At 62.3% G+C, this 20,583-nt stretch carries 22 protein-coding genes; 7 read left to right on the top strand and 15 right to left on the bottom strand.

The annotated features are described in order from the left end of the window. Position 1: 1 nt before the first annotated feature. Entirely contained in the window at positions 2-256 is a 255-nt protein-coding gene (locus AC1DEK_RS09565) for an acyl-CoA-binding protein (protein ID WP_478124987.1), read from the bottom strand. 72 nt (positions 257-328) lie between these two features. Between AC1DEK_RS09565 and AC1DEK_RS09560 the strand changes: the two genes are divergently transcribed. Further along, positions 329-1,624: an O-antigen ligase family protein gene (locus AC1DEK_RS09560; protein ID WP_478124986.1), complete on the top strand. Its 1,296-nt coding sequence runs from the start codon at positions 329-331 to the stop codon at positions 1,622-1,624. Between the two features lie 4 nt (positions 1,625-1,628). Here AC1DEK_RS09560 and AC1DEK_RS09555 read toward each other — a convergent pair whose 3' ends face one another. From AC1DEK_RS09555 to AC1DEK_RS09490, 14 genes are all read right to left on the bottom strand, one after another. Further along, a complete protein-coding gene (locus AC1DEK_RS09555; protein WP_478124985.1) occupies positions 1,629-2,540 on the bottom strand; it encodes a polysaccharide deacetylase family protein in 912 nt (303 codons plus the stop codon). Positions 2,541-2,545: 5 nt separating this feature from the next. Further along, the gene (locus AC1DEK_RS09550; protein ID WP_478124984.1) at positions 2,546-3,592 is read right to left on the bottom strand and encodes a bifunctional UDP-4-keto-pentose/UDP-xylose synthase; all 1,047 of its coding nucleotides are present in this window, start codon (positions 3,590-3,592) and stop codon (positions 2,546-2,548) included. Between the two features lie 33 nt (positions 3,593-3,625). Then, on the bottom strand, positions 3,626-4,588 hold the full coding sequence (locus AC1DEK_RS09545) for a formyltransferase (RefSeq protein ID WP_478124983.1): 963 nt from the start codon (positions 4,586-4,588) through the stop codon (positions 3,626-3,628). Beyond that, a complete protein-coding gene (locus tag AC1DEK_RS09540; RefSeq protein WP_478125281.1) occupies positions 4,585-5,568 on the bottom strand; it encodes a glycosyltransferase in 984 nt (327 codons plus the stop codon). Before AC1DEK_RS09540 ends, AC1DEK_RS09545 begins: the two co-directional genes overlap by 4 nt. A 16-nt stretch (positions 5,569-5,584) precedes the next feature. Further along, entirely contained in the window at positions 5,585-6,715 is a 1,131-nt protein-coding gene (locus tag AC1DEK_RS09535) for a DegT/DnrJ/EryC1/StrS family aminotransferase (protein WP_478124982.1), read from the bottom strand. After that, entirely contained in the window at positions 6,712-7,101 is a 390-nt protein-coding gene (locus AC1DEK_RS09530; RefSeq protein WP_478124981.1) for an SMR family transporter, read from the bottom strand. The genes AC1DEK_RS09535 and AC1DEK_RS09530 overlap by 4 nt, the downstream gene beginning before the upstream one ends. Next, positions 7,102-8,829: a glycosyltransferase family 39 protein gene (locus AC1DEK_RS09525; protein WP_478124980.1), complete on the bottom strand. Its 1,728-nt coding sequence runs from the start codon at positions 8,827-8,829 to the stop codon at positions 7,102-7,104. It abuts the gene before it with no gap. Between the two features lie 141 nt (positions 8,830-8,970). Continuing rightward, entirely contained in the window at positions 8,971-9,798 is an 828-nt protein-coding gene (locus AC1DEK_RS09520; RefSeq protein ID WP_478124979.1) for a hypothetical protein, read from the bottom strand. Positions 9,799-9,830: 32 nt separating this feature from the next. After that, the gene (locus AC1DEK_RS09515) at positions 9,831-10,505 is read right to left on the bottom strand and encodes a TetR/AcrR family transcriptional regulator (RefSeq protein WP_478124978.1); all 675 of its coding nucleotides are present in this window, start codon (positions 10,503-10,505) and stop codon (positions 9,831-9,833) included. A 98-nt stretch (positions 10,506-10,603) separates the two neighbouring features. Beyond that, the gene (locus AC1DEK_RS09510) at positions 10,604-11,104 is read right to left on the bottom strand and encodes a phasin family protein (RefSeq protein ID WP_478124977.1); all 501 of its coding nucleotides are present in this window, start codon (positions 11,102-11,104) and stop codon (positions 10,604-10,606) included. A gap of 83 nt (positions 11,105-11,187) precedes the next feature. After that, positions 11,188-13,113, bottom strand: a complete 1,926-nt coding sequence (locus AC1DEK_RS09505) for a hypothetical protein (protein WP_478124976.1) — start codon at positions 13,111-13,113, stop codon at positions 11,188-11,190. Positions 13,114-13,262: 149 nt separating this feature from the next. Further along, positions 13,263-13,859, bottom strand: coding sequence for a hypothetical protein (locus AC1DEK_RS09500; RefSeq protein WP_478124975.1), 597 nt, complete (start codon positions 13,857-13,859; stop codon positions 13,263-13,265). After that, complete coding sequence (locus tag AC1DEK_RS09495; protein WP_478124974.1) at positions 13,856-14,266, bottom strand: GtrA family protein; 411 nt, start codon at positions 14,264-14,266, stop codon at positions 13,856-13,858. Before AC1DEK_RS09495 ends, AC1DEK_RS09500 begins: the two co-directional genes overlap by 4 nt. Further along, entirely contained in the window at positions 14,263-15,216 is a 954-nt protein-coding gene (locus tag AC1DEK_RS09490) for a glycosyltransferase (RefSeq protein WP_478124973.1), read from the bottom strand. The genes AC1DEK_RS09495 and AC1DEK_RS09490 overlap by 4 nt, the downstream gene beginning before the upstream one ends. A 254-nt stretch (positions 15,217-15,470) precedes the next feature. Here AC1DEK_RS09490 and rfbB point away from each other — a divergent pair, with 254 nt between their 5' ends. The 6 genes from rfbB to AC1DEK_RS09460 are packed head-to-tail and all read left to right on the top strand — an operon-like array spanning position 15,471 to position 20,541. Further along, a complete protein-coding gene (rfbB, locus tag AC1DEK_RS09485; RefSeq protein WP_478124972.1) occupies positions 15,471-16,550 on the top strand; it encodes a dTDP-glucose 4,6-dehydratase in 1,080 nt (359 codons plus the stop codon). Beyond that, on the top strand, positions 16,547-17,437 hold the full coding sequence (gene rfbD, locus AC1DEK_RS09480) for a dTDP-4-dehydrorhamnose reductase (protein WP_478124971.1): 891 nt from the start codon (positions 16,547-16,549) through the stop codon (positions 17,435-17,437). Before rfbB ends, rfbD begins: the two co-directional genes overlap by 4 nt. Positions 17,438-17,463: 26 nt before the next feature. Continuing rightward, positions 17,464-18,351, top strand: coding sequence for a glucose-1-phosphate thymidylyltransferase RfbA (gene rfbA, locus AC1DEK_RS09475; RefSeq protein ID WP_478124970.1), 888 nt, complete (start codon positions 17,464-17,466; stop codon positions 18,349-18,351). After that, positions 18,348-18,896 (top strand): dTDP-4-dehydrorhamnose 3,5-epimerase, encoded by a 549-nt coding sequence (gene rfbC / locus AC1DEK_RS09470; RefSeq protein WP_478124969.1) that lies wholly within the window; start codon positions 18,348-18,350, stop codon positions 18,894-18,896. The genes rfbA and rfbC overlap by 4 nt, the downstream gene beginning before the upstream one ends. Further along, a complete protein-coding gene (locus tag AC1DEK_RS09465; protein ID WP_478124968.1) occupies positions 18,893-19,600 on the top strand; it encodes a WbqC family protein in 708 nt (235 codons plus the stop codon). The genes rfbC and AC1DEK_RS09465 overlap by 4 nt, the downstream gene beginning before the upstream one ends. Then, positions 19,597-20,541, top strand: a complete 945-nt coding sequence (locus AC1DEK_RS09460; protein ID WP_478124967.1) for a glycosyltransferase family 2 protein — start codon at positions 19,597-19,599, stop codon at positions 20,539-20,541. The genes AC1DEK_RS09465 and AC1DEK_RS09460 overlap by 4 nt, the downstream gene beginning before the upstream one ends. Positions 20,542-20,583: the final 42 nt, after the last annotated feature.

The following is a 20,583-nucleotide window of genomic DNA, read 5'->3' as shown; positions in this document are numbered from 1 at the left end:
CTCAGCGCAATGATTCGATCAGGTCGATGTATTGCTGCTTGGCCTCGTCTGCGCTCAAACCCTTGCGCGACGTCCAGGCGTCCCATTTGGCGCGCGCGACGATCTCGCTGAAGCTCGGCTTTTTCTCCGTGTTGTCGCCCCCCGTCGCCTGCTTGAAGAGGCCGTAGATCTTGAGCAGCGTCGGATTGTCCGGGCGCTCGGCGAGCAGTTTGGAGTTGGCCTGGGCGGCTTCGAACAGGGCGTTGAGATCAGACATTGCGGCACTCGGCAAATAATGACCCGCGATCTTAAGTGACGGTTTCGCATCAATAACTTCAAACGCCAAGACATGACGAAGCTGAGCACCGACTCGCCCGACATCGCCGCAACTTTCGCTCCTGTCGCCCGAAGCCCGCGACTGGTATGCGCGGCCGCGCTACTTTGGGGTTTCGTGGTTTTCATGCCGGTCGGGCTCAACTACGTTGGTGCGGGTCTGCTGATCCTCGCCGTTCTGGTTTCGGGCGGACTGCGCGAGCGCGCTGCGCGACTGCGCAGCGACCCGCTGCGCTGGCCCATCCTGGCGTTCGTCGTCTGGACGCTGGTCGTGCTGGCGTTCCGGCCGCATCATCCCGAGACAGGCTTGAGCCTGTGGCACGACGGGCGCATTGCGGCCACGCTGGCAATCACCCTCGTCTTGTCGGTCGAGGAAACGGTGTGGGCATTGCGTGGCTTCCTCGCCGCGGCCGCATTCGCGTTGATCGTGATCATCCTCGCGCACACGGTCGGCGTGCCCTTGCTGCCGATCTGGCACAACGTCGTCGTGATGAAGGGCAACAAGTCCATCAACGATGCGCTGCTGTTCACGGTGATTGGCGCGTCGGCTGCGGTGTGGGGGCTGGCGCATCTCAACGACACGCGCGACCGTTGGCATTGGGCCGGTCCGGCCTTTGCAGTGACCATCGGGATGGCCGTGATCGTGACTGTGACGCTGCCCTCGCGCACCTCACTGCTAGGACTTCTCCTGGGCGTCTTCGCCGCGTGCGTACATCAATGGCGCGGCCGGTTGCGCGTGCTGGCCGTGTCGTTGGCCGTGGGCGTCGTGGTGGCGGGCTGTCTCGTCTCGCAGGCGCCGTCGGTGCAGGAGAAGTTCACGTTGGGCATCCAGGAACTCGAAGCCGCCAAGGCCGGTGCGGTTTCGGAGGGAAGCTGGGTCGTGCGCTATCACATGTACCGCGAGACCACGCGCATGATGCTCGACGCCCCGCTGGCCGGCCTGGGGCTCGGCAGCTGGACGCCGGAATGGCATCGGCGCGGCCCCAAGCTGCTGTACGACTACAGCATGCCGCACAACGACTTTCTTTGGATGGGTGCCGAAACAGGTGTGCCGGGCCTGCTCGCGCTCGCCGCGATATTCGTGACGGGGCTCGTCGTCGCATGGCGTCGCCGCGACATCACCGGAAGGCTGGCCTTTGTGGCGATGCTGATCCTGTTGGTGGCGACCTGCGTCAACTCGGCCATGCGCGACGCCGCGATCGGACTGAGCCTGCCGTGGATCGCCTTCTTGTACCTGCACCTCGTTCGCGCGCCCGGCAACCCATGGGTCGGCGTGGTGCCGGGGCGCTGGGGCGCGGTGCTGCGCGGCTAGATCTTCAATTCGCCCAGGCCGCGCCCTGCACGGCAAGCAGGCCGGATCGGCCCTGCACGGTGCCCTGTTCCAGCAGATGCCGGGGCAGTGCGGCGCTGGCGGATTCGTCGTGCAGATCCCGCATCGCGACCAGCGAGTGACCTTGCGCACGCCACCCGGCGAGCAGCCGCTCGAACACGGGCCGCAGCTTCATGCCTTCGAGTTCGGCGTGCAGCGTGTAGACCTGGTCTTGCGTGGTGCCCTCGGTCAGTGCGAGCAGTTGCTCATGCACGTTGTCGACGGTGATGTCGCCCACGCCGATGAGTTCATCGAGCGTCGGCAGCGTGGTCGGGTACTGCGGCGGCCCAAGCACCGCGCCGTCCTGGCCAACGGGCACAAAAGGATGGGTGCCACGCGAATCGGAGGCAAAGGTGATGCCGAGCATGGTCTCGGCCTTGGCCGCAGCCGGGTTGAATTGCCAACCCGCTGCGCCGTGCAGCACCGGCGGCGAGCCGAACACTTCAGTGTGGCGATCGGTCGCGAGGCGCATCTGGTGCTCTGCCCAGGCCGCGTCGTGCGTCATGAGCCCGTCCTGCCAGCGCACGTGGTCCCAGCAATGCACGCCGACCTCGAATCCGGCATCGCGAACGGCACGCAAGGTGGCCGCCTCTTTCCGGCCAATGTCAGGGCCCGGCAGCAAGACGCCGTAGAGCAAGGTCTTCACACCGTAGTGCTCGACCACCGACGTGCGAGATACCTTGCTGAGAAACCCGGGCCGAAACACTCGAAGAATCGCGCGGCCCGTGTGATCGGGGCCGAGACTGAAAAGAAAGCTCGCGCCCGCGCCCGCATCCGTCAGGACCTTGACCAGGGGCGGAACCCCTTCGCGCGTGCCTCGCAGGGTATCGACGTCGATCTTGAGTGCGATGCGCGCCATCGCGCTCAGGCTTCCAGATCGGCGGCGGCAGCAGCGGCGTGGTCGCTGTAATACGCGAAAAGGGCGCGCAGCGCGTCTTCCATGCCGACGGTGGGCTTCCAGTCGAGGTCCGAAATGGTCCGGCGGATGTCGGGCACGCGCTGCAGCACGTCCTGATAGCCGCTGCCGTAATAGTCTTCGGCGGCAACGTCGATCAGCTTGACCTTCGCCGCGGCGTCGCGGTACTCGGGCAAGGTGGCCGCCAGGCTCAACATCATGTTGGCAAGTGCGCGGATCGAGTGGTTGTTGTTCGGGTTGCCGATGTTGTAGATCTTGCTGTCGGCCACGCCGCCTTCATTGGCGATGATCTTCACGAGCGCTGAAATGCCGTCGTCCACATAGGTGAACGCGCGTTGCTGGCTGCCCCCATCGACCAGGCGGATCGGTTCGCCGCGCACGATGTGACCAAGGAACTGGGTGATGACGCGGCTCGAACCTTCCTTCGGCGCATGCAGGCTGTCGAGCCCGGGGCCGATCCAGTTGAACGGACGGAAGAGGGTGTAGCGCAGGCCCTGTTCCTGGCCGTAGGCATGAATCACCCGGTCCATCAACTGCTTGGCGCAGGCGTAGATCCAGCGCGGCTTGTTGATTGGGCCGTACACGAGGTTCGATGCTTCGGGATCGAAGGCTGCGTCGGTGGACATGCCGTAGACCTCGCTGGTCGAGGGGAAGACCACGCGTTTTCCGTAGCGCACGCATTGCCGGATGATGGGCAGATTGGCCTCGAAGTCGAGCTCGAACACGCGCAGCGGCTCGCGCACGTAGGTCGCCGGCGTGGCGATTGCCACCAGCGGCAGCACCACGTCGCACTTCTTCACGTGGTATTCGATCCACTCCTTGTTGATGGTGATGTCACCTTCGAAGAAGTGGAAGCGCGGGTTGTCGAGCCAGGGAGCGACGCGGTCGGACATCATGTCCATGCCGTGGACTTCCCAGTCGGTGGTTTCCATGATGTGGCGGGTCAGGTGGTGACCGATGAAACCGTTGACGCCGAGGATCAGGACTTTGAGCATGTGGTTCTGCTTTTCTGGAGGAAAGGGGGCTTCTCAGGCGTCGGCTTCGAGCCAGCGGGTGGAGAAGAGGGTTTCGAAATCTTGCGCGCCGAACGGTTTGGCGTCGCCTTCGCGGCGCGCGGACAGCACACGCAGCGCACTGCCGTCGGCGGCGACCAGCCAAAGCGTCTGCCCATCGGTGCCCAAACGCAAGCCTTGGCCGCGTGCTTCGACAGGCGTTTCAACAGGCGCAGCATGCAAGGTGCGTTCGATGAGGATGCGCTGGCCGTTGACCGTCAGGAATGCGCATGGATAAGGCGGGGCGAGTGCGCGTACGAGATCATGGGCTTGGCGCGCATTCGCATCGTTCGGAATGCGCCCGTCTTCGGGACGGCGCCCTCCGAAATAGCCGCCTTGCGAGAGATCCTGCGGACGCTCGATTGCCGTGCCATCGAGCAGTGCCGGCAGGCTTCGCGCCAGCACGATCTCCGCCGCGAGCGTCACTTTGCCGAACACGTCGCGGGCCGTGTCGTTTGAAAGGATGGGCACCGCGAACTGATCGACGATGGCGCCGTTGTCCGGCTTTTCGTTCATGCGATGCAAGGTCGCGCCTGTTTCGCGCGCGCCGTGGAGCACCGCCCAGTTCACAGGCGCGCGTCCGCGGTATTGCGGCAGCAGCGAACCATGCATGTTGAAGGCGCCGCGGCGCGGCATATCGAGCCACTCGCGCTTGAGCATCTGCCGGTAATAGAACGAGAACAGGAAATCGGGTTCAAGCGCGCGTGCGCTTTCAAGCAGCGCCGGATCGTGTGGATCGGTGGGTGTGACGACTCGCAGGCCGTGTTCGGCGGCGACAGAGGCCACGCTGCCGAACCAGATCGTCTCGCTGGGCGAGTCGGTGTGCGTCACGACCAGCCCCACGTCGACCCCTGCATCGAGCAGCACCTGCAGGCAGCGCACGCCGACGTCGTGATAGGCGAACACGATCGCGCGCGGCGCGCGCAGGGCGGCCGTCATTCCTTGCGCTCCAGGATTGCGCTGACCAGGTAGCGCGGCCGTGCGCGGACTTCCTGGTAGATGCGCCCGATGTATTCGCCAAGCAGCCCGATACCGAAGAGCGCGAGCCCGATCAAGAGGAACACCAGCGCAAACAGCGTGAACACGCCGCCCACTTCAGGGCCGAGGATGAGACGCCGCGCCGCCAGGATCACGAACAGCAATCCCGAAAGCAGCGAGACCGCAAGGCCCAGCAACGAGAAGGCCTGCAGCGGCACCAGCGAGAAGCCGGTGACCAGATCGAAGTTCAACCGGATGAGGCTGTACAGCGAATACTTGGATTCGCCCGCATGCCGCGCTTCGTGGCCGACCACTACTTCGGTTGGATTCTTGGCGAACTGGTAGGCCAGCGCCGGGATGAAGGTGTTCATCTCGTTGCACTGGTTGATGAGTTGGACGACGTCGCGGCTGTACGACCGCATCATCGACCCGTGGTCGGTCATCGCGATGCCGGTGAGACGGTGGCGCAGCCGGTTCATTGCGCGCGAGGCCCAGCGGCGCCATGCGACGTCCTGACGGTCTTGCCGGATCGAGCCAACGTAGTCGGAGCCCTCATCCATCGCATCGAGCAGAAGCCGGATGTCCTCGGGCGGGTTCTGCAGGTCGGCATCGAGCGTGACGATGCGCTCGCCGCGGCAATGCTCGAAGCCCGCGAGGATCGCGCGGTGCTGCCCGAAGTTGCCGTTCAGCAGGATCACACGCGTGACGTCCGGCCGCAACTCGAACTGCGCCGCAAGCAAGGAGGCCGAGCGATCGCGGCTGCCGTCGTCGATGAAAACGATCTCATAGGCGATCGCCAGTGCGTCGAGCGCGGGATAGAGCCGCTCGAACAGCGCGGCAAGGCCGGCCTCTTCGTTGTAGACCGGGATCACGACGCTCACCGTCGGCCGCTCAGCCAGAAACGGCGGTTGCGTGATGGTGGACGTGGCGGCGTCGTTCATTTGCGTGGCGTCCATGTCAGCGCAACTTGGCCATCACCCTGGCGACGGCATCACAGACGCGGTCCACGTCGGCGTCGGCCATGGCCGGGAACAACGGGAGCGTGATCGTGCGCGCGCCGATGTCCTCGGACACGGGGAAGTCGCCCGGCGCATGGCCGCGCTTGCGGAACATGGTGAAGAGGTGCATGGCAGGGTAGTGCACGCCGACACCAATGCCTTGCTCCCGCATCGCGGCGATGAAATCGCCCCGGCGCGGCGCGAGCTCCCGCGGAAGCAGCGGCTGGAACATGTGCCAGTTGCCTTGCCGCGTCAGGTCGGCGGGGGGCAGTTCGAAGCCGAGCGTGGTGTCCCAGCGCGCGAGATAGCGCTCGGCCAGTTGCCGCCGGCGGACGTTGAATTCGTCCACCTGTCGAAGCTGCCCGAGCCCGATGGCGGCGGCCACGTCAGTGAGATTGGCCTTGCTGCCCCAGGCCTCGACGTCCATACCGCCGTCCGGGAGACGCGTCACGCCCTGAAGGCGGAGTTTTTCGAAGCGACGTGCCTCGTCTTCGTTGTTGACGACCAGGCAGCCGCCTTCGGTGGTCGTCAGGTTCTTGTTGGCGTGAAAGCTGAACGACACCAGATCGCCGAAGCTGCCGATTTCGCGGTCGCCCCAGTGCGAGCCGAAGGATTGCGCCGCGTCTTCGACCACGCGCAGCTTGTGCTTTTGCGCGATCGCGTTGAGCCGGTCGCGGTCGACCGGCAAGCCGGCGAGGTCGACCGGCATCAGTGCCCGGGTGCGCGGCGTGATGGCGCGCTCCATCAGGTCGAGATCGATGTTGCGGGTGTTCGCATCGGCATCCACGAAGACCGGCGTGGCACCGACGGCCAGGATCACGTTGGCCGTCGCGACCCAGCTCATCGGTGTGGTGATGACCTCGTCGCCAGGGCCGATGTCGCACAGCCGCAGGCCGAGCTCCAGAGAGGCCGTGGCCGAACTGACCAGCCGGACGGGGCGGCCGCCCATGCGCTGCGACAGCGCTGCTTCGAGCGCCTGGCACTTGGGGCCGGTCGTGATCCAGCCCGAGCGCAGCACGTCGCCGACTTCGGCGATAGTGCGTTCGTCGATCGACGGACGCGTGAAAGGGAGAAACGGTAGGGAACTCATGCGGTACTCCCGCTGCGGGCCACCAGGATCACGCCAACGATGATCACACCGATGCCCAGCCAGCGCTGCAGATTGACGTCTTCGCCGAAAAGCCACCAGGCAAGCATGGCATTCACGACATAGCCGATGGAAAGCATAGGGTACGCGATGCTCACCTCGACGCGCGACAGCGCGATGATCCAGACGACCACGCTGACGGCATAGCAGGCCAGACCGCCGAGGATGCCGGGATGATGGGCCAGGCCGAGCGCCGTGCGGAAAAGCGCGGGTGCGCCGGCCGACATCGATATCTCGCCTGCACTGTTGGCGCCGGCCTTGAGCAGAAGCTGCGCGACAGCGTTGAGCAGCACGCCCGACAGGACCCACAGGAAATCGAGTGCTTTCATTTACTTCCTGGTAACGACCACGCGTCGCTGGTCTTCATACACGATGCGCATTGGCAGCCCCCGCTGCTGGAGTTCCATCCACGTATCGCGGCCCATGTAGGCCGCCGCCTGGGGCAGCGATTGCCAGCGCGTCACGAATTCATCCAGGGTCTTGATCCAGCGATTCGGTTCTTCGATTTCGCCGAGCGCGAATTCGTCAATGTATTCGACCAGGGTTACCGGGCGGCCGAGATAGAAGGGCAGCGTCTGGTCATAGGTGCGAACGGAGAAGACCGGCGTATCGGCCGTGATCTCGCGCTGCAGGATGGGCGCGAATGTCGCGGCGCTCTTGAGCTGCCCATAGGTGTTGTGCGATTGCAGGACCACCAGGGTCCCGATCAGATGGCAGAACGCGAGGCTCAGCACGGCCGCCGTGACCTTGCGCCGGCCCAGCAACCACCATGCGAAGGCGGCGCCCACCAGGAAAACGGCGCCGCCGACCCGGATGGCCACGGCGATCGGCGCGAGCATCTCGGCCGGCGTGGTGAGCGAGGCGAAGCGGTCCACCTGGGTCGAAAGGACGAACACCAGCACCCAGGCAAGAACCGGCAGGAGCAGATGCCAGCGCAGGACGGAAGCCGAGGCATTGCGCAGTTGCAAAGCGACCAGCATCGCCAGCGCCGGGAACATCGGAAGGATGTACGACGGAAGCTTGGAGCCCGAAGCCGAGAAGAACAGGAAGATGAAGACGCACCAGACCAGCAGGATGTCGCGGGCGGCAATCGGCGGCCGACCGCCGTCCGCAGTGCCCTTGCGGAACAGCCACGGCAGTGCCCCGGTCCAGGGAAGCATTCCCCCCAGGAGGATCGGAACGTAATACCACCATGCACCCTCCCGTTGGTGCACGTTGGACAGATAGCGCTGCAAGTGTTCGTGGATGAAGAAGAACTGCGCGAAGACAGGATTGCGCGCCGACACCAGCACGAACCACGGCGCCGCAAGCGCGAAGAGGATCAACAGCCCTGACACCCAATGCATGCCGCGCCACAAGCGGGTGGTGCGTCGCCAGATGCTGACGAAGACCAGCACGGCCCCAGGGATGGCAATGCCCACGAGGCCCTTGCTCAACACCGCCCCGGCCATCGCCGCCCATGCGAGCCAGATCCAGCCGCGGCGTGCGCGTGCATCCGTAGTGGCGCTGTCGTTGGCCAGCAGCACGCCGCAGAGCGCCAGCGTGAGAAACAGCGTCAGTCCGGCGTCCAGCGTGAGGAAGTGGCTGTTGCCGGCGATCCAGGTCATCGATGCGGCAATGGCGAGCGTGCGGATGCCGGTTTCGCGGCCCCACAGCCGGCCGGCCGTGAAGCCGACGGCCAACACCGTCAGGAAGCCGGCGACCCCCGGCCACAGGCGCGCTGTGAAATCGGAGACACCCAAAGCCAGGAACGCCAGCGCGCCCACCCAGTATTGAAATACCGGCTTCTCGAAATACAGAAGGCCGTTCAGCCGTGGCGTCACCCAGTCGCCGGTGCGCGCCATTTCGAGCGCCAGCGTGGCGTAGCGGCCTTCGTCGGGGGTGATCAGGGAACGTGTTCCGAGGCTGATGAACCAGATGAGAAACAGCGCCGCAAGCAACAACATCACGCTCATGACGGTCCATGACGTGGCGCTGCGGGAAGGCGTGCTGGCGGAAGGGGCGAGCCGGGCGTCAGCGTCGGCGTCGGGCGCGCCGTAACGCTGATTGGCAGTCATCTTCATCAAACTTGGCGGGCGGAAAAGTCCAGGAGCAAGTGGGTAGCGGCGGTCCTCGACGGGGCGGCCGAAGTCAACCCCCGAAGGTGCCTCAGGGGGATGAATTCTAGGTGAACAGCCGTCCCAGTCTGACCTTATCCGTCAGTCTGCAAGGCCCGCCCGCGCGAGTTCGATATCAAGCCTTTCGCGGGCGTCCGCGGGCTCCAGGCCGGCGGCCTTTTCATAGAGCCGCGTCGCTTCGGCCATGCGCGTATCGCCGTACAGCATCAGCAGTCCGCGCGCGTACTCCATGAGCGCGCTGGCGGAATGCGGGTTGATCTGCAATCCGCGCTCGAACAGTTGGATCGCCGTTTCCGCACGCACCCCATAGGTCATCCGGCCGACAAGCGCGCCGACCTTGTCGATGACCTCGGCATGGAATGCGGCCAGCGCGACATAGGCTTCCGGGTAGCTCGGCTGCAGCTCGATCACCCGCTCGAGAGCGCCTTTGACCTTCGACCCGAGACCCTGCGCCAAGGCTCGCGCCACGCTGATGCCCTGGCTGTAGCGGCCCAGCGAATAGGCTTGCCAGAAGAGTGCCTGGCAATTGTTCGGCTCCGTGGAAACCTGTGCGGTGGCGCGTTCCGTAACCTGCCTGAACAAGGCCAGGCGAACGGCTTCGCGCGGCTCCAGGTAGTTGGCATAGACCGCCGTGGCTTGATTGGCGAGGCACGAACCTTCGCGCCCGAGCTTCAGGGCCGCTTCGACTGCCCGCTCGAACTCCCCGCTGTGATAGAGCGCCCAAGCCTCCGCCAGCGCCCCCGTGGGTGGCTGCAGACCCTGTCCGATATGCAGACGCTCCCAGTGCTCTGCCAGATTCGACGCGTCGAAGCGAGGCGTGTCCCCGTACGGTATGCGCGTCCATGGCCCTATGGTCGGCGCGTTGCCAGTCGACAGCCGCGGGAGGGGTTGGAGGTCTGGCTGGGTCATTCGGAAAGAAATCGAGTTCAGACCGTTGGGGTTCAGACCGTTGCAGGTTGATCTTCGCCCGAATAGGCACTGCTAAGTGTCAGCAAATGCCTCCGTTGCTCCGGGGCCAGATAGGGCGCCAGAAGGTGCAGCGTGTGGTGCGCGCCGCGCAGAAGCGCGCCCTGCGCATGAGCCGGCTCCAGCGCCTGGCGAGGATTGCGCACGTATTCATAGCTGAGCCAGTAGGTCAGCACCACCACCATGCTCTGCGCGAGCGTGTCGACCTCGCGCGGATCGATGTCGAGATGCCCGGCATCGCTGAGCCCGGCGAGAAGGCTGCGAATGGCGCGCGCCTTGTTCTTGAGCACCAGCTGGAACTGCGTTTCCAAGTGGCGGTTCTTGCTCAGCAGATCGTTCAGATCGCGGTAGAGAAAGCGATAGCGCCAGATCAGTTCGAACAGGCTGTGCATGAAGAACCACGCATCTTCGACGTCGTGAACGCCCTGGCTCGCGTGCAGCAGCTCAGTGAGCTCCGTCTCGTAGCCCTCGTAGAGCCGATTGATCAGCTCATCCTTTGCGGGGTAGTGGTAGTAGAGATTGCCCGGGCTGATGTTGAGCTCGCCGGCAACGAGCGTTGTCGAGACGTTCGGCTCCCCGAACCGATTGAACAGGTCAAGTGCGGCTTCCAGGATGCGTTGCGCAGTGCGGCGTGGCGCCTTCTTGGCCATGTCGTAGCCCCCGGTTTGTCTCTTGGGGACACTCTAGCGCAAGTTTTGGCGGCGGAGGACTTCGAGTGCTGTCTGACGCGCGACAGGAAGGAAGCTTGTCAGTCGCCGCTCGGCTTGCGTCGATGCAAAGGCTTGATGGCTTCGGGTGTTTTGCGTGCGGCGGTTTTCCGCAGTGCAGCATGCGCGGGGGCGCTGGTGCTTTCCTTGCGGCGCAATTCGGCTTCGAGGGCTTCAATGCGGGCCTGCAGGGCTTGTACTTGCTGGGCCGATGGAACGCCGAGCTTTTCGAGGGCGCGCGCGACGCGGTCTTCGAAGATGTTCTCGAGCTTGCCCCATCCGCCTGCGGCTCGCGTGCCGAACTCACTGGCGAAACCTGCCATTCGGGCTTGGGCCTGGGCGAGGGTTTCTTCGGCGGCTTGCTGGGTTTTCTTCTGCACGCCGGCGCCGTCCTTGACCAGCGCCTCGAAGGCCTTGCTGCCTTCCTGCTGCATCTTGGCGAAGGCACCGAGGCCGGCGAGCCAGATTTGCTGGGCGGAGTCTTTGATGCGGTCGGTGGCTGCGGATGCTGCTTCTTCGTTGTGCGGCGGTGGCTTGTCCATGGGCTGATCTCCGGGGTTGGTGGGGTGACTGTAGGTCACTCTGCGGCGGGTTTTTAGGGCCGCATGCCCATCGGCTGGAACGATTACTGCGACTTCACTTCGCCGCCTCGTGAGGCGCCGAAATATTCAGTCGGTATGCGCGCGATCGGCATCTTGAGGTTGTGCAGCCACTCGTGACCTTCCGCGACAAGTGAAAACTGGAGTTCGTATGGACCTGGACTGGCGGGCTCCTGGAGCACGAGCGGAATCTCTTCTTCACCGCCAGGCGGGATCGAAAGATATGCGTCATGTCGACCATCCCACGGTGGGTTGGACAGGTCGGGGGTGGCGGGCGAACGCACGAACCGCCAGGTCACACGCAACGGATGGCCCACTTGCGACAGGGTGTGCAGTGTCGACGACCCTTCATTGCGAATCCGGAGCAACACGCGCAGTTCATTCGGACCGGCCCCGGTCATGGTCGCATTGAGCTTGATGTTTTGCGCTTGAACTTCATCGGGCGGCGCTGGCGCTGCGTCAGTGGCGACGTGCTGGCTTGGACATGGTTCAAGCTGGATCCATTGCGCACGCGAAAGGACTTCCTCATGTGTGTGCCCGGCTCTTGCAAGGACGGATCCCGCCAATGCATAGATGCGAGCAGCCGGAGGCGTGCATGGAAAGGGCGGAATGTAGTTTGGAGGCGCATTTCCGGAATAGCCGTTCAGCGTCGGAAGCTTTTGGTCCTGTGCGAAGACCATGCCGTCCAGTTCGGTCAGGAAAAAGGGCTCCTGCGCGCGACCCGTGACATACAAGACTGGGTCAGCTGATCGTGGCGCTCTCTCCAGGGCCGCTGACAGTGGTTCAAGACGGCTTCGCCAGGCCGCGAAAGGGGTGCTGCCGGTTTGATATGCCAGCAACTCCAACGCCAGCGCAACAACGATCGCAATGGGTGCAATCCACTTCGCGGGCCGAACCCGCTGCAAACTCTCGACGCCTATGGCGGCCATGATCGCCACCGGCAGCATCATGACGAGGATTACGCGACTGACTGCCCGGATCGAAGAGACGCCGGGCAGGTTCATCAATAGCTGGTAAATGGACCTGTCGCCCACGTACAGCGTCATTGCAACCAAGAGAGCCAAGGCCACCAACGAGCGACCGAGAAGTTGTCGCCTGTGCGCATTGCTTGAAAAGCCTGCCGCCAGCAATGCACACAGACTCAGGATGACAGGAACCAAGCCCGGAAACATCTGGTGCTCATGTCTGACAGGGATCTGCGATCCCAGCGTTCGCAGCCAAGGATATGCGGTGGAACTGTCGGCAAGAAGGTAGCTCTGCGGCCGCGGCAGCATCACCAGAATTTCCGAAGCTGCTCGAGCAAATCCATAGGAGCGGCTGATCGAGTGGTACTTGAGCAGGAGCGCGGCGGTTGCGACTCCGCAGGCAAGGATGACGAACGTCGGGACAACCCAACCCCTTTTGCCCGTGGTTTCGTTCGCCGTCGTGGTTCGAACAGGACGCAGGCCGGGCACCGTCATCGCCACGGCAGTGGCCGCGATAAGATAAACCGTGAATACGCCGAGATAAATGGAACAGAAAAACTGAAGCGCGCCCCATGCTGCCACTCGGGCTAGTTCTTGCAGACGCCGCGTCTCGGCAAACTGGAGAAAGGCCACGTAGGCCATCGGCAGCGCAAAGCGGTACGTCAGTTGCGCATGGCCCTCCTGCGCCAGTGCAGGCAACGAGAACGTGAAGATGAATGCCGCTACCGAAGCCGCAAAGGCGTTGAATTGCAGCCGCCTCATTGCAGCGTACATCGCGGCGAAATTCAGCAAGCATCCGGTCGCGAACCAGGCGTCGAACGCCAGTTCTCTGCTCATGCCTATGCTGCGAAATAGAACGTAGACCGGGCCCGATCCGAAATGGTTGTCGCTGAAGGCCAGCGTGCCTCGTGCCGGAAAGAAAAAGCTTGGCGTCCAGAGCGATGGAGCGTCGCCGCGAATCCACTGGAACAGGTGTTCGAGGATCACGCTATTGAATCGCGCGTCCCCCAAGTCTCCCGGTACGGCCCTGAACCAATCTGTTGCGCGGACGATGTAGCAGAAGATGCCGACAAGCAACAAGACAAAGGGGAAGGCCCGATGAGTGCTCGCAGCCGGGGCCTCCTTGTGCAGCCGACTCATTTGCACAGGTAGTCGACCTGAGCCGCACTATGACGGAACGGGTCCGTCAGGTCATCGCTGTACTTACCCATCAATAGCCGTTGCTTGGGCAGCAGGTGGGTCCGGAAGAACCGGCTGAATGTCGCGAGCCGGTTTCCTTTGGCCGTAAGGTGGACGCATCCATTGTCTATTTCGATGGTGCCCGACTCCATCTGCTCCGTCAGGCGCACATCGACGAGACGATGCTCCTTGACGTATTCCTGCGTGAACACCTCTGCGAACCGAGCTTGCTGAATGCCGCCGCCGCGCTGCTGAAGCTTTTCCAGAATGTAGAAAGACAAAGAACGGTCGAGCACGGCGGGCACTGAGATGGCGAGCGCATACGCCGTCAACAGCCAGATGATCAGCATCTGACCCTTTTCGAATCCATTGAAGATGTCGAAAGTGCGAAGCCGCCAGACCAGAACGGCCGTGATGAAGGCCGCCAGAACGCCATCCATGATGGCGCTATAGAAAACCACATTGACGCGAAAGAATGCGATATGCGCCCAATAAATGAGGCATGCGAGCACGACGAAGAGCGTGGAGGCCGCGAGAAATCTGATTGTCTTCATGAAGCGGAAAAAACCAGCAACTTGTTGCCGAGGTAACTCAATGCGGTCTGCAGGACTGTCGCAATGGCGAAACCTGCGGTGTAGTCGAGGTGGAAGGTGTCGGTCCAAACGAAAAGCAGCAATCCATGCAGGCATGCAATGGACGCATAGAGCGCAAGGAACTTCGCCGCCTGCTGCAGGAGCGGCGCCTCTTTTCGCCGAAAGACAAAAAAGCGGCTTCCGATGAAAGAAGCTGTGATGCCAAACCAGGCGGCGATGAAGTTCGCCACGCCCGCCGACGGAACGCCGAGCACCTTGAGATTGAACGTCAGGACGCCATAGTGAATGGCCGTGGCGAGCACGCCGTTCACCACGAAGCGGCCGAGTTCCGCGACTTGGGGAGCGATGGGCTTTTGCCTCAGGATCATGCCGGCACGCTATCCGTATGTTCGACGGACTCTACGAACAATTCATACGCGGCTTGCGCTGGTGCGCCCGACTTGCTGACGCCTGTGAGCATCAGACTGATCAGTGCAAGAGAGCCGGTCTGCAGAAAAACCAACAGCAAAATTCCCAGCGCAACGGAAAACCAGCCCGGCGTCGCAAAACCCGACAGTTTCAGCACGACCGAGGCCACGCCGGCGATGACCGCAAACGTGCCCATCAGCGCGGAAGCGATGCCGACCCTCACGAGCACATCTTCGGCAAACACCATGACGCCTCGAAAGCCATGCAACGCCAGTCCGACGAAATTCATCTTGCTCTTGCCGGCGTATCGCGCGCCGCGATCCAGCGCGCAGGTAACCACCCGAAGGCGTGAACTCAGCACGCAGCTCGCCACATGGGTCCAAAGCTCTTGCATTGCCGCGAGCCGTTTGACGGCGGCGGGTTTGAGCGCCATGAAGTTGCCGAAGCTGATCTGACGCCCGGTCAACAGCTTGAACAACCCCTTGTAGACCACATAAAAAGCCTTGAACCGCAGGCTTTCGACGCGGTTCTTGCGTTGGGCAACGACCACGTCCACTTCGGATGCGTCGAGATTCCGAAGCAGTTCGGATATGGAGGCGGGGACGTCCTCACCGTCCGAGTCCATGACGACCACTGGGACCGCGGCCATGTGGTCCGCGACGTAGCTCAGTCCGACTGCGATGGCGCGCTGGTGCCCTACGTTGCGGCGCAGGCGAATCACTGTTCCCTGGAGGCCGGCCGCATTCATCCAAGCAATGTCGACCGGCTGGCGCACTGATCCGTCATCCACGGCCACGACGTGCACCTTGTTGCCGAAGATGGAAGACAGCTCCTGGAACAAGCGGGTTGAAGCCTCGGCGTCCTCGAAGACAGGCGTAACCACTGCAAATGCGGAAGGAATGGCGCTCATTGTTTTTAGAAGACAGAGACATCGATCGAAAGCCGCTGCCCGTGATCCGATGCTCGGGAGGCGCTGACGATGCCCTCGGAAAGGCCGCCGATCGGCACGTGCCGACACTGGCGAAAGAAGGTCGCCATTGTGCCGCAACGGCAACACGCCTTTGGCTGGAGAGGGAGCCGCGACGGGGGCGTTTCCCGATGGGATAATCCGCGGTTGCCGGCCCCAGCGGCCTTTTTTCAAGTTTGTCACTATCGGGGGACCTCATGATCCTGGTTACCGGCGGCGCCGGTTTCATTGGCGCCAATTTCGTGCTCGACTGGATTGCCCAGGGCAACGAAGCGGTCCTGAATCTCGACAAGCTCACCTATGCCGGCAATCTCGAGACGCTGGCGTCGCTAAAAGGCAATCCGAACCACGTTTTCGTGCAAGGCGACATCGGCGATAGCGCGCTGGTCGATCGGCTGCTGACCGAACACAAGCCGCGCGCGGTGATCAATTTCGCGGCGGAGTCGCATGTGGACCGCTCGATCCACGGCCCCGAAGACTTCGTGCAGACCAACGTTCTCGGCACTTTTCGGTTGCTCGAATCGGTTCGGGGCTATTGGAATGCGCTCCCTACAGATCAGAAATCGGCTTTCCGCTTTCTGCACGTATCGACTGACGAGGTCTACGGCTCGCTTTCGGCGACAGACCCGGCCTTCACCGAAGAGAACAAGTACGAGCCCAACAGCCCCTATTCGGCGAGCAAGGCGGCCAGCGATCATCTCGTGCGGGCCTGGCATCACACTTACGGCTTGCCGGTGTTGACGACCAACTGCTCGAACAACTACGGGCCTTTCCATTTCCCCGAGAAGCTCATCCCCCTGATGATCGTGAACGCGTTGGCCGGCAAGCCGCTGCCTGTCTATGGGGACGGCATGCAGGTGCGCGACTGGCTTTACGTCAAGGATCATTGCAGCGCGATCCGGCGCGTGCTCGAAGCCGGCAGGCTCGCTGAAACCTACAACGTCGGCGGCTGGAACGAGAAGCCGAACATCGAGATCGTCAATACCATCTGCGCGTTACTCGACGAACTGCGTCCACGTGCCGACGGCAGGAGCTATCGGGAGCAGATCACCTACGTCACCGACCGTCCGGGTCACGACCGCCGCTACGCCATCGATGCGCGCAAGCTCGAACGTGAATTGGGCTGGAAGCCCGCCGAAACCTTCGACACCGGCATCCGCAAGACCGTCGAGTGGTACCTGGACAACGGCGAGTGGGTGCGCAACGTGCAAAGCGGGGCATACCGCGAGTGGGTGCAAAAGCAATATGCCGGCGCGCCTGCGAAGGCGGCAGCATGAAACTGCTGCTGCTCGGCAAAGGCGGGCAGGTCGGATGGGAGCTGCAGCGCAGCCTTGCGCCCCTCGGTGAGCTGGTGGCGCTCGACTTCGACAGCACGGAATTGCGCGCGGATTTCAGCAGGCCCGAAGAGCTCGCCGAGACAGTCTTGACCGTGAGGCCGGACGTCATCGTCAATGCGGCGGCTCACACGGCCGTCGACAAGGCGGAAACCGAAGTCGAATTCGCGCGCAAGCTCAACGCGACTTCGCCCGGGATCGTCGCCGAAGCAGCGCAGCAGATCGGCGCGCTGATGGTCCACTACTCCACCGACTACGTCTTCGACGGGAGCGGAAGCACCCCGTGGAAGGAAACTGACGCGACCGGCCCACTCAGCGTGTATGGGCGCACCAAGCTCGAGGGAGAGCAACTGGTGGCCGCCAATTGCGCGCGTCACCTGATCTTTCGGACAAGCTGGGTCTATGCGGCACGCGGCGGCAACTTTGCCAAAACCATGCTGCGCTTGGCCAAGGAGCGCGATCGTTTGACCTTGATCGACGACCAGTTCGGCGCCCCGACCGGCGCCGAATTGCTCGCCGACGTGACCGCCCACGCGATCCGAGATACCTTGCGTGATCCTGGCAAGGCCGGGCTTTATCACTTGGTGGCTGGCGGCGAGACGACATGGCACGGCTATGCGCGCTTTGTGCTCGAGCAGGCATTGGCCGCAGGCGTCGAACTCAAGGCTTCGCCGGACGCCGTCGACCCAGTGCCCACCAGTGCATTTCCGACACCGGCGAGGCGTCCGCACAATTCACGCCTGGACACGCGAAAGCTCCAGTCGACCTTTGGTCTCAAGCTGCCAGATTGGCAAGCCGGCGTTGCGCGCATGCTGCGCGAAACGCTTTGACCGCGAACAGAGAAGAACGAACACACATGACGCAACGCAAAGGCATCATCCTCGCCGGCGGATCGGGCACCCGGCTGCATCCCGCCACGCTGGCCATCAGCAAGCAGCTGCTGCCGGTCTATGACAAGCCGATGATCTATTACCCGCTGAGCACGTTGATGCTCGGCGGCATGCGCGACATTCTTATCATCAGCACGCCGCAGGACACGCCGCGCTTTCAGCAGTTGCTGGGCGACGGCAGCCAGTGGGGCATCAATCTGCAGTACGCGGTGCAGCCCAGTCCGGACGGACTCGCCCAGGCCTTCATCATTGGCGACAAGTTCGTCGGCAATTCGCCGAGCGCGCTGGTGTTGGGCGACAACATCTTCTACGGCCACGACTTCGGAACTCTTCTTGCCGACGCCGATGCCAAGCACGAGGGTGCGACCGTGTTCGCCTATCACGTGCAAGACCCGGAGCGCTATGGTGTGGTGGCGTTCGATGGCAGCGGCAAGGCAAGCAGCATCGAGGAAAAGCCGGTCAAGCCGAAGAGCAGCTATGCAGTGACCGGACTCTATTTCTACGACAACAACGTTGTAGAAATCGCCAAGGCGGTGAAGCCGAGCGCGCGGGGCGAGCTTGAGATTACGGCTGTGAACCAGGCGTATCTTGACCGTGGAACTCTGAATGTGCAGATCATGCAGCGTGGGTATGCGTGGCTTGATACGGGAACTCACGACAGCTTGATGGAAGCCGGGCAGTTCATTGCGACACTGGAGCATCGGCAGGGGTTGAAGATTGCGTGCCCGGAAGAGGTGGCCTGGCGGCATGGGTTCATCGACCGGGATCAACTTGCCAAGTTGGCCGCACCCCTGGAAAAGAGTGGCTATGGCAAGTACCTCAGCCACCTGCTGGCCGAAGAGGTCCGTTCATGAAAGTGACCGCAACGTCAATTCCGGATGTACTGATCATCGAGCCGAAGGTCTTCGGTGACACGCGCGGATTCTTCCTTGAAAGCTTCAATCAAAAGGCTTTTGATGAAGCCGTTGGAGAGCACGTCGAGTTTGTGCAGGACAACCATTCGCGGTCAACGAAAGGCGTGTTGCGCGGACTGCACTACCAGATTCAGCAGCCCCAGGGAAAGCTGGTGCGGGTTGCGCGCGGAGCGGTGTTCGATGTCGCGGTGGATATTCGCAAGTCCTCGCCTACTTTCGGGGCCTGGGTGGGGGTCGAGCTCAGCGAGGAAAATCAGAAGCAGGTATGGGTGCCGGCGGGACTCGCACACGGCTTTCTTGTACTTAGCGAGTCCACGGACTTTCTATACAAGACGACGAGCTACTACGCACCGGCCCACGAGCGCGCAATCGCGTGGAACGATCCCGTGCTGAACATCGACTGGCCTGACATCGGCGGCCAACCTCAACTCTCGGCAAAGGATGCTGCAGCTGTCGCATTCACAGCCGCCGAAGTGTTTGATTGAGCAGCCGCGTGAAGAAAATTGCTATTGTCCAATCCAACTACATTCCCTGGAAGGGGTATTTCGACCTTATAGCATCTGTTGATGAGTTCGTGCTTTTCGACGATATGCAGTACACGCGCAGGGATTGGCGAAATCGCAATCAGATCAAGACCCCCCAGGGTGTGAAGTGGTTGACGGTGCCAGTCGCTGTCAAAGGCAAATACACGCAGAAGATCAGAGACACCCAGATCGATGGTGTTGATTGGGCTGCATTGCATTGGAAGGCCTTCGAACAGAATTACCGCCGCGCGCCATATTTCGACGAGGTGTCCGATTGGCTCGCGCCGATCTATCTCTCAAACGTGCCAACGCACTTGTCAGTTTTGAATCGAAAATTGATCGAAGCCGTGTGTGCTTATCTCGGTATTTCGACGCGCATCTCCAGTTCGTCCGACTACGTCTTGCCTGAGGGCCAAACGGAGCGCATTGCGGACCTTTGTATGCAGGCCGGGGCAGACGAATATGTATCTGGCCCCGCCGCAAGGAGCTATTTGGACGAGGCGGTTTTCGCGAAGCGAGGCGTTACGCTTCGATGGTTCGACTATTGCGGCTATCGCGAGTATCCGCAGTTGTGGGGAGACTTCGCGCATGGAGTGACCGTGCTGGATCTTCTTTTCAATTGCGGCGCTCAGTCATCGAGTTTCATGAGGTATGTGAAGGAATGAAGCTCTCGATCGTCGCGACGCTCTATCAATCGGAACGTCATGTTGTCGAATTTTGTGAGCGCGCCAGCAAGGCGGCGCGCGAAATCGCGGGGGACGATTACGAGATTGTCCTGGTCAATGACGGCTCGCCGGATCGAAGTCTTGACCTGGCGATTCAGATCGCAACGGAGGACACACATTTCGTCGTAGTTGACCTTTCACGTAATTTCGGGCACCACAAGGCCATGATGACTGGCCTGAATGCCGCCAGGGGGCAACGTGTGTTTCTCGTGGATAGCGACCTCGAAGAAGAACCAGAGTGGCTTCTTGATTTCGCGCACGCGATGGACGAGGAGGCAAGCGATGTGGTCTATGGCGTTCAAGGCAGACGCAGAGGCCAGGCATTCGAGCGCCTGACTGGCAGCATTTTCTACAAGCTATTCCGCATGCTGACCGGGATCGCTCAGCCCAACAACATCGTGACCGCCAGGTTGATGACCCGCCGGTATGTCGACGCGCTGCTGCTGCATGAGGAGCGCGAAATCAACATCGGTGGGCTGTGGGTCGTGACTGGCTTCAAGCAGGTGCAACGGACCGTCAACAAGCACGCAACCAGCCCGACGACCTATTCCCTGTCGCGCAAGATCAGCCACCTCGTCAACGCGGTGACGTCGTTCAGCAGCTTGCCTCTCGTGTTCACCTTCTACGCCGGACTGCTGACCTCCATGTCGGCGATCCTGTACATCCTCTATCTGGTGTCGCGGTATTTTTCGGCGTCGTCCCCGCCTGACGGCTATACGTCGATCGTCGCGTCGATCTGGCTCTTCTCGGGCCTCATCATCTTTTTCATGGGCGTGCAGGGCATCTACATCGCGAAAATCTTCTCTGAAGTCAAGCAGCGGCCATACACCATCGTGCGGCAGGTCTACGGCGGAGACCGGGAGTTGGAGGGAAATCCATGATCGCGAAGTGCTCAAACCAGTCAGGCTATCGCTTCGAAGCAA

The organism is Variovorax sp. 10N420, assembly GCF_056394705.1.
This window is presented reverse-complemented; position numbering and strand designations above follow the sequence as displayed.

Coding starts and splice junctions, on each gene's coding strand:
- AC1DEK_RS09515 (WP_478124978.1), bottom strand. CDS start 10,505: ATGGCCAAGAAGGCGCCACGCCGCACTGCGCAACGCATCCTGGAAGCC.
- AC1DEK_RS09525 (WP_478124980.1), bottom strand. CDS start 8,829: ATGACTGCCAATCAGCGTTACGGCGCGCCCGACGCCGACGCTGACGCC.
- AC1DEK_RS09535 (WP_478124982.1), bottom strand. CDS start 6,715: ATGAGTTCCCTACCGTTTCTCCCTTTCACGCGTCCGTCGATCGACGAA.
- AC1DEK_RS09565 (WP_478124987.1), bottom strand. CDS start 256: ATGTCTGATCTCAACGCCCTGTTCGAAGCCGCCCAGGCCAACTCCAAA.
- AC1DEK_RS09555 (WP_478124985.1), bottom strand. CDS start 2,540: ATGGCGCGCATCGCACTCAAGATCGACGTCGATACCCTGCGAGGCACG.
- AC1DEK_RS09460 (WP_478124967.1), top strand. CDS start 19,597: ATGAAGCTCTCGATCGTCGCGACGCTCTATCAATCGGAACGTCATGTT.
- AC1DEK_RS09490 (WP_478124973.1), bottom strand. CDS start 15,216: ATGAGCGCCATTCCTTCCGCATTTGCAGTGGTTACGCCTGTCTTCGAG.
- AC1DEK_RS09520 (WP_478124979.1), bottom strand. CDS start 9,798: ATGACCCAGCCAGACCTCCAACCCCTCCCGCGGCTGTCGACTGGCAAC.
- AC1DEK_RS09500 (WP_478124975.1), bottom strand. CDS start 13,859: ATGAAGACAATCAGATTTCTCGCGGCCTCCACGCTCTTCGTCGTGCTC.
- AC1DEK_RS09530 (WP_478124981.1), bottom strand. CDS start 7,101: ATGAAAGCACTCGATTTCCTGTGGGTCCTGTCGGGCGTGCTGCTCAAC.
- AC1DEK_RS09560 (WP_478124986.1), top strand. CDS start 329: ATGACGAAGCTGAGCACCGACTCGCCCGACATCGCCGCAACTTTCGCT.
- rfbB (WP_478124972.1), top strand. CDS start 15,471: ATGATCCTGGTTACCGGCGGCGCCGGTTTCATTGGCGCCAATTTCGTG.
- AC1DEK_RS09495 (WP_478124974.1), bottom strand. CDS start 14,266: ATGATCCTGAGGCAAAAGCCCATCGCTCCCCAAGTCGCGGAACTCGGC.
- rfbA (WP_478124970.1), top strand. CDS start 17,464: ATGACGCAACGCAAAGGCATCATCCTCGCCGGCGGATCGGGCACCCGG.
- AC1DEK_RS09545 (WP_478124983.1), bottom strand. CDS start 4,588: ATGACGGCCGCCCTGCGCGCGCCGCGCGCGATCGTGTTCGCCTATCAC.
- AC1DEK_RS09540 (WP_478125281.1), bottom strand. CDS start 5,568: ATGAACGACGCCGCCACGTCCACCATCACGCAACCGCCGTTTCTGGCT.
- AC1DEK_RS09550 (WP_478124984.1), bottom strand. CDS start 3,592: ATGCTCAAAGTCCTGATCCTCGGCGTCAACGGTTTCATCGGTCACCAC.
- AC1DEK_RS09510 (WP_478124977.1), bottom strand. CDS start 11,104: ATGGACAAGCCACCGCCGCACAACGAAGAAGCAGCATCCGCAGCCACC.
- rfbD (WP_478124971.1), top strand. CDS start 16,547: ATGAAACTGCTGCTGCTCGGCAAAGGCGGGCAGGTCGGATGGGAGCTG.
- rfbC (WP_478124969.1), top strand. CDS start 18,348: ATGAAAGTGACCGCAACGTCAATTCCGGATGTACTGATCATCGAGCCG.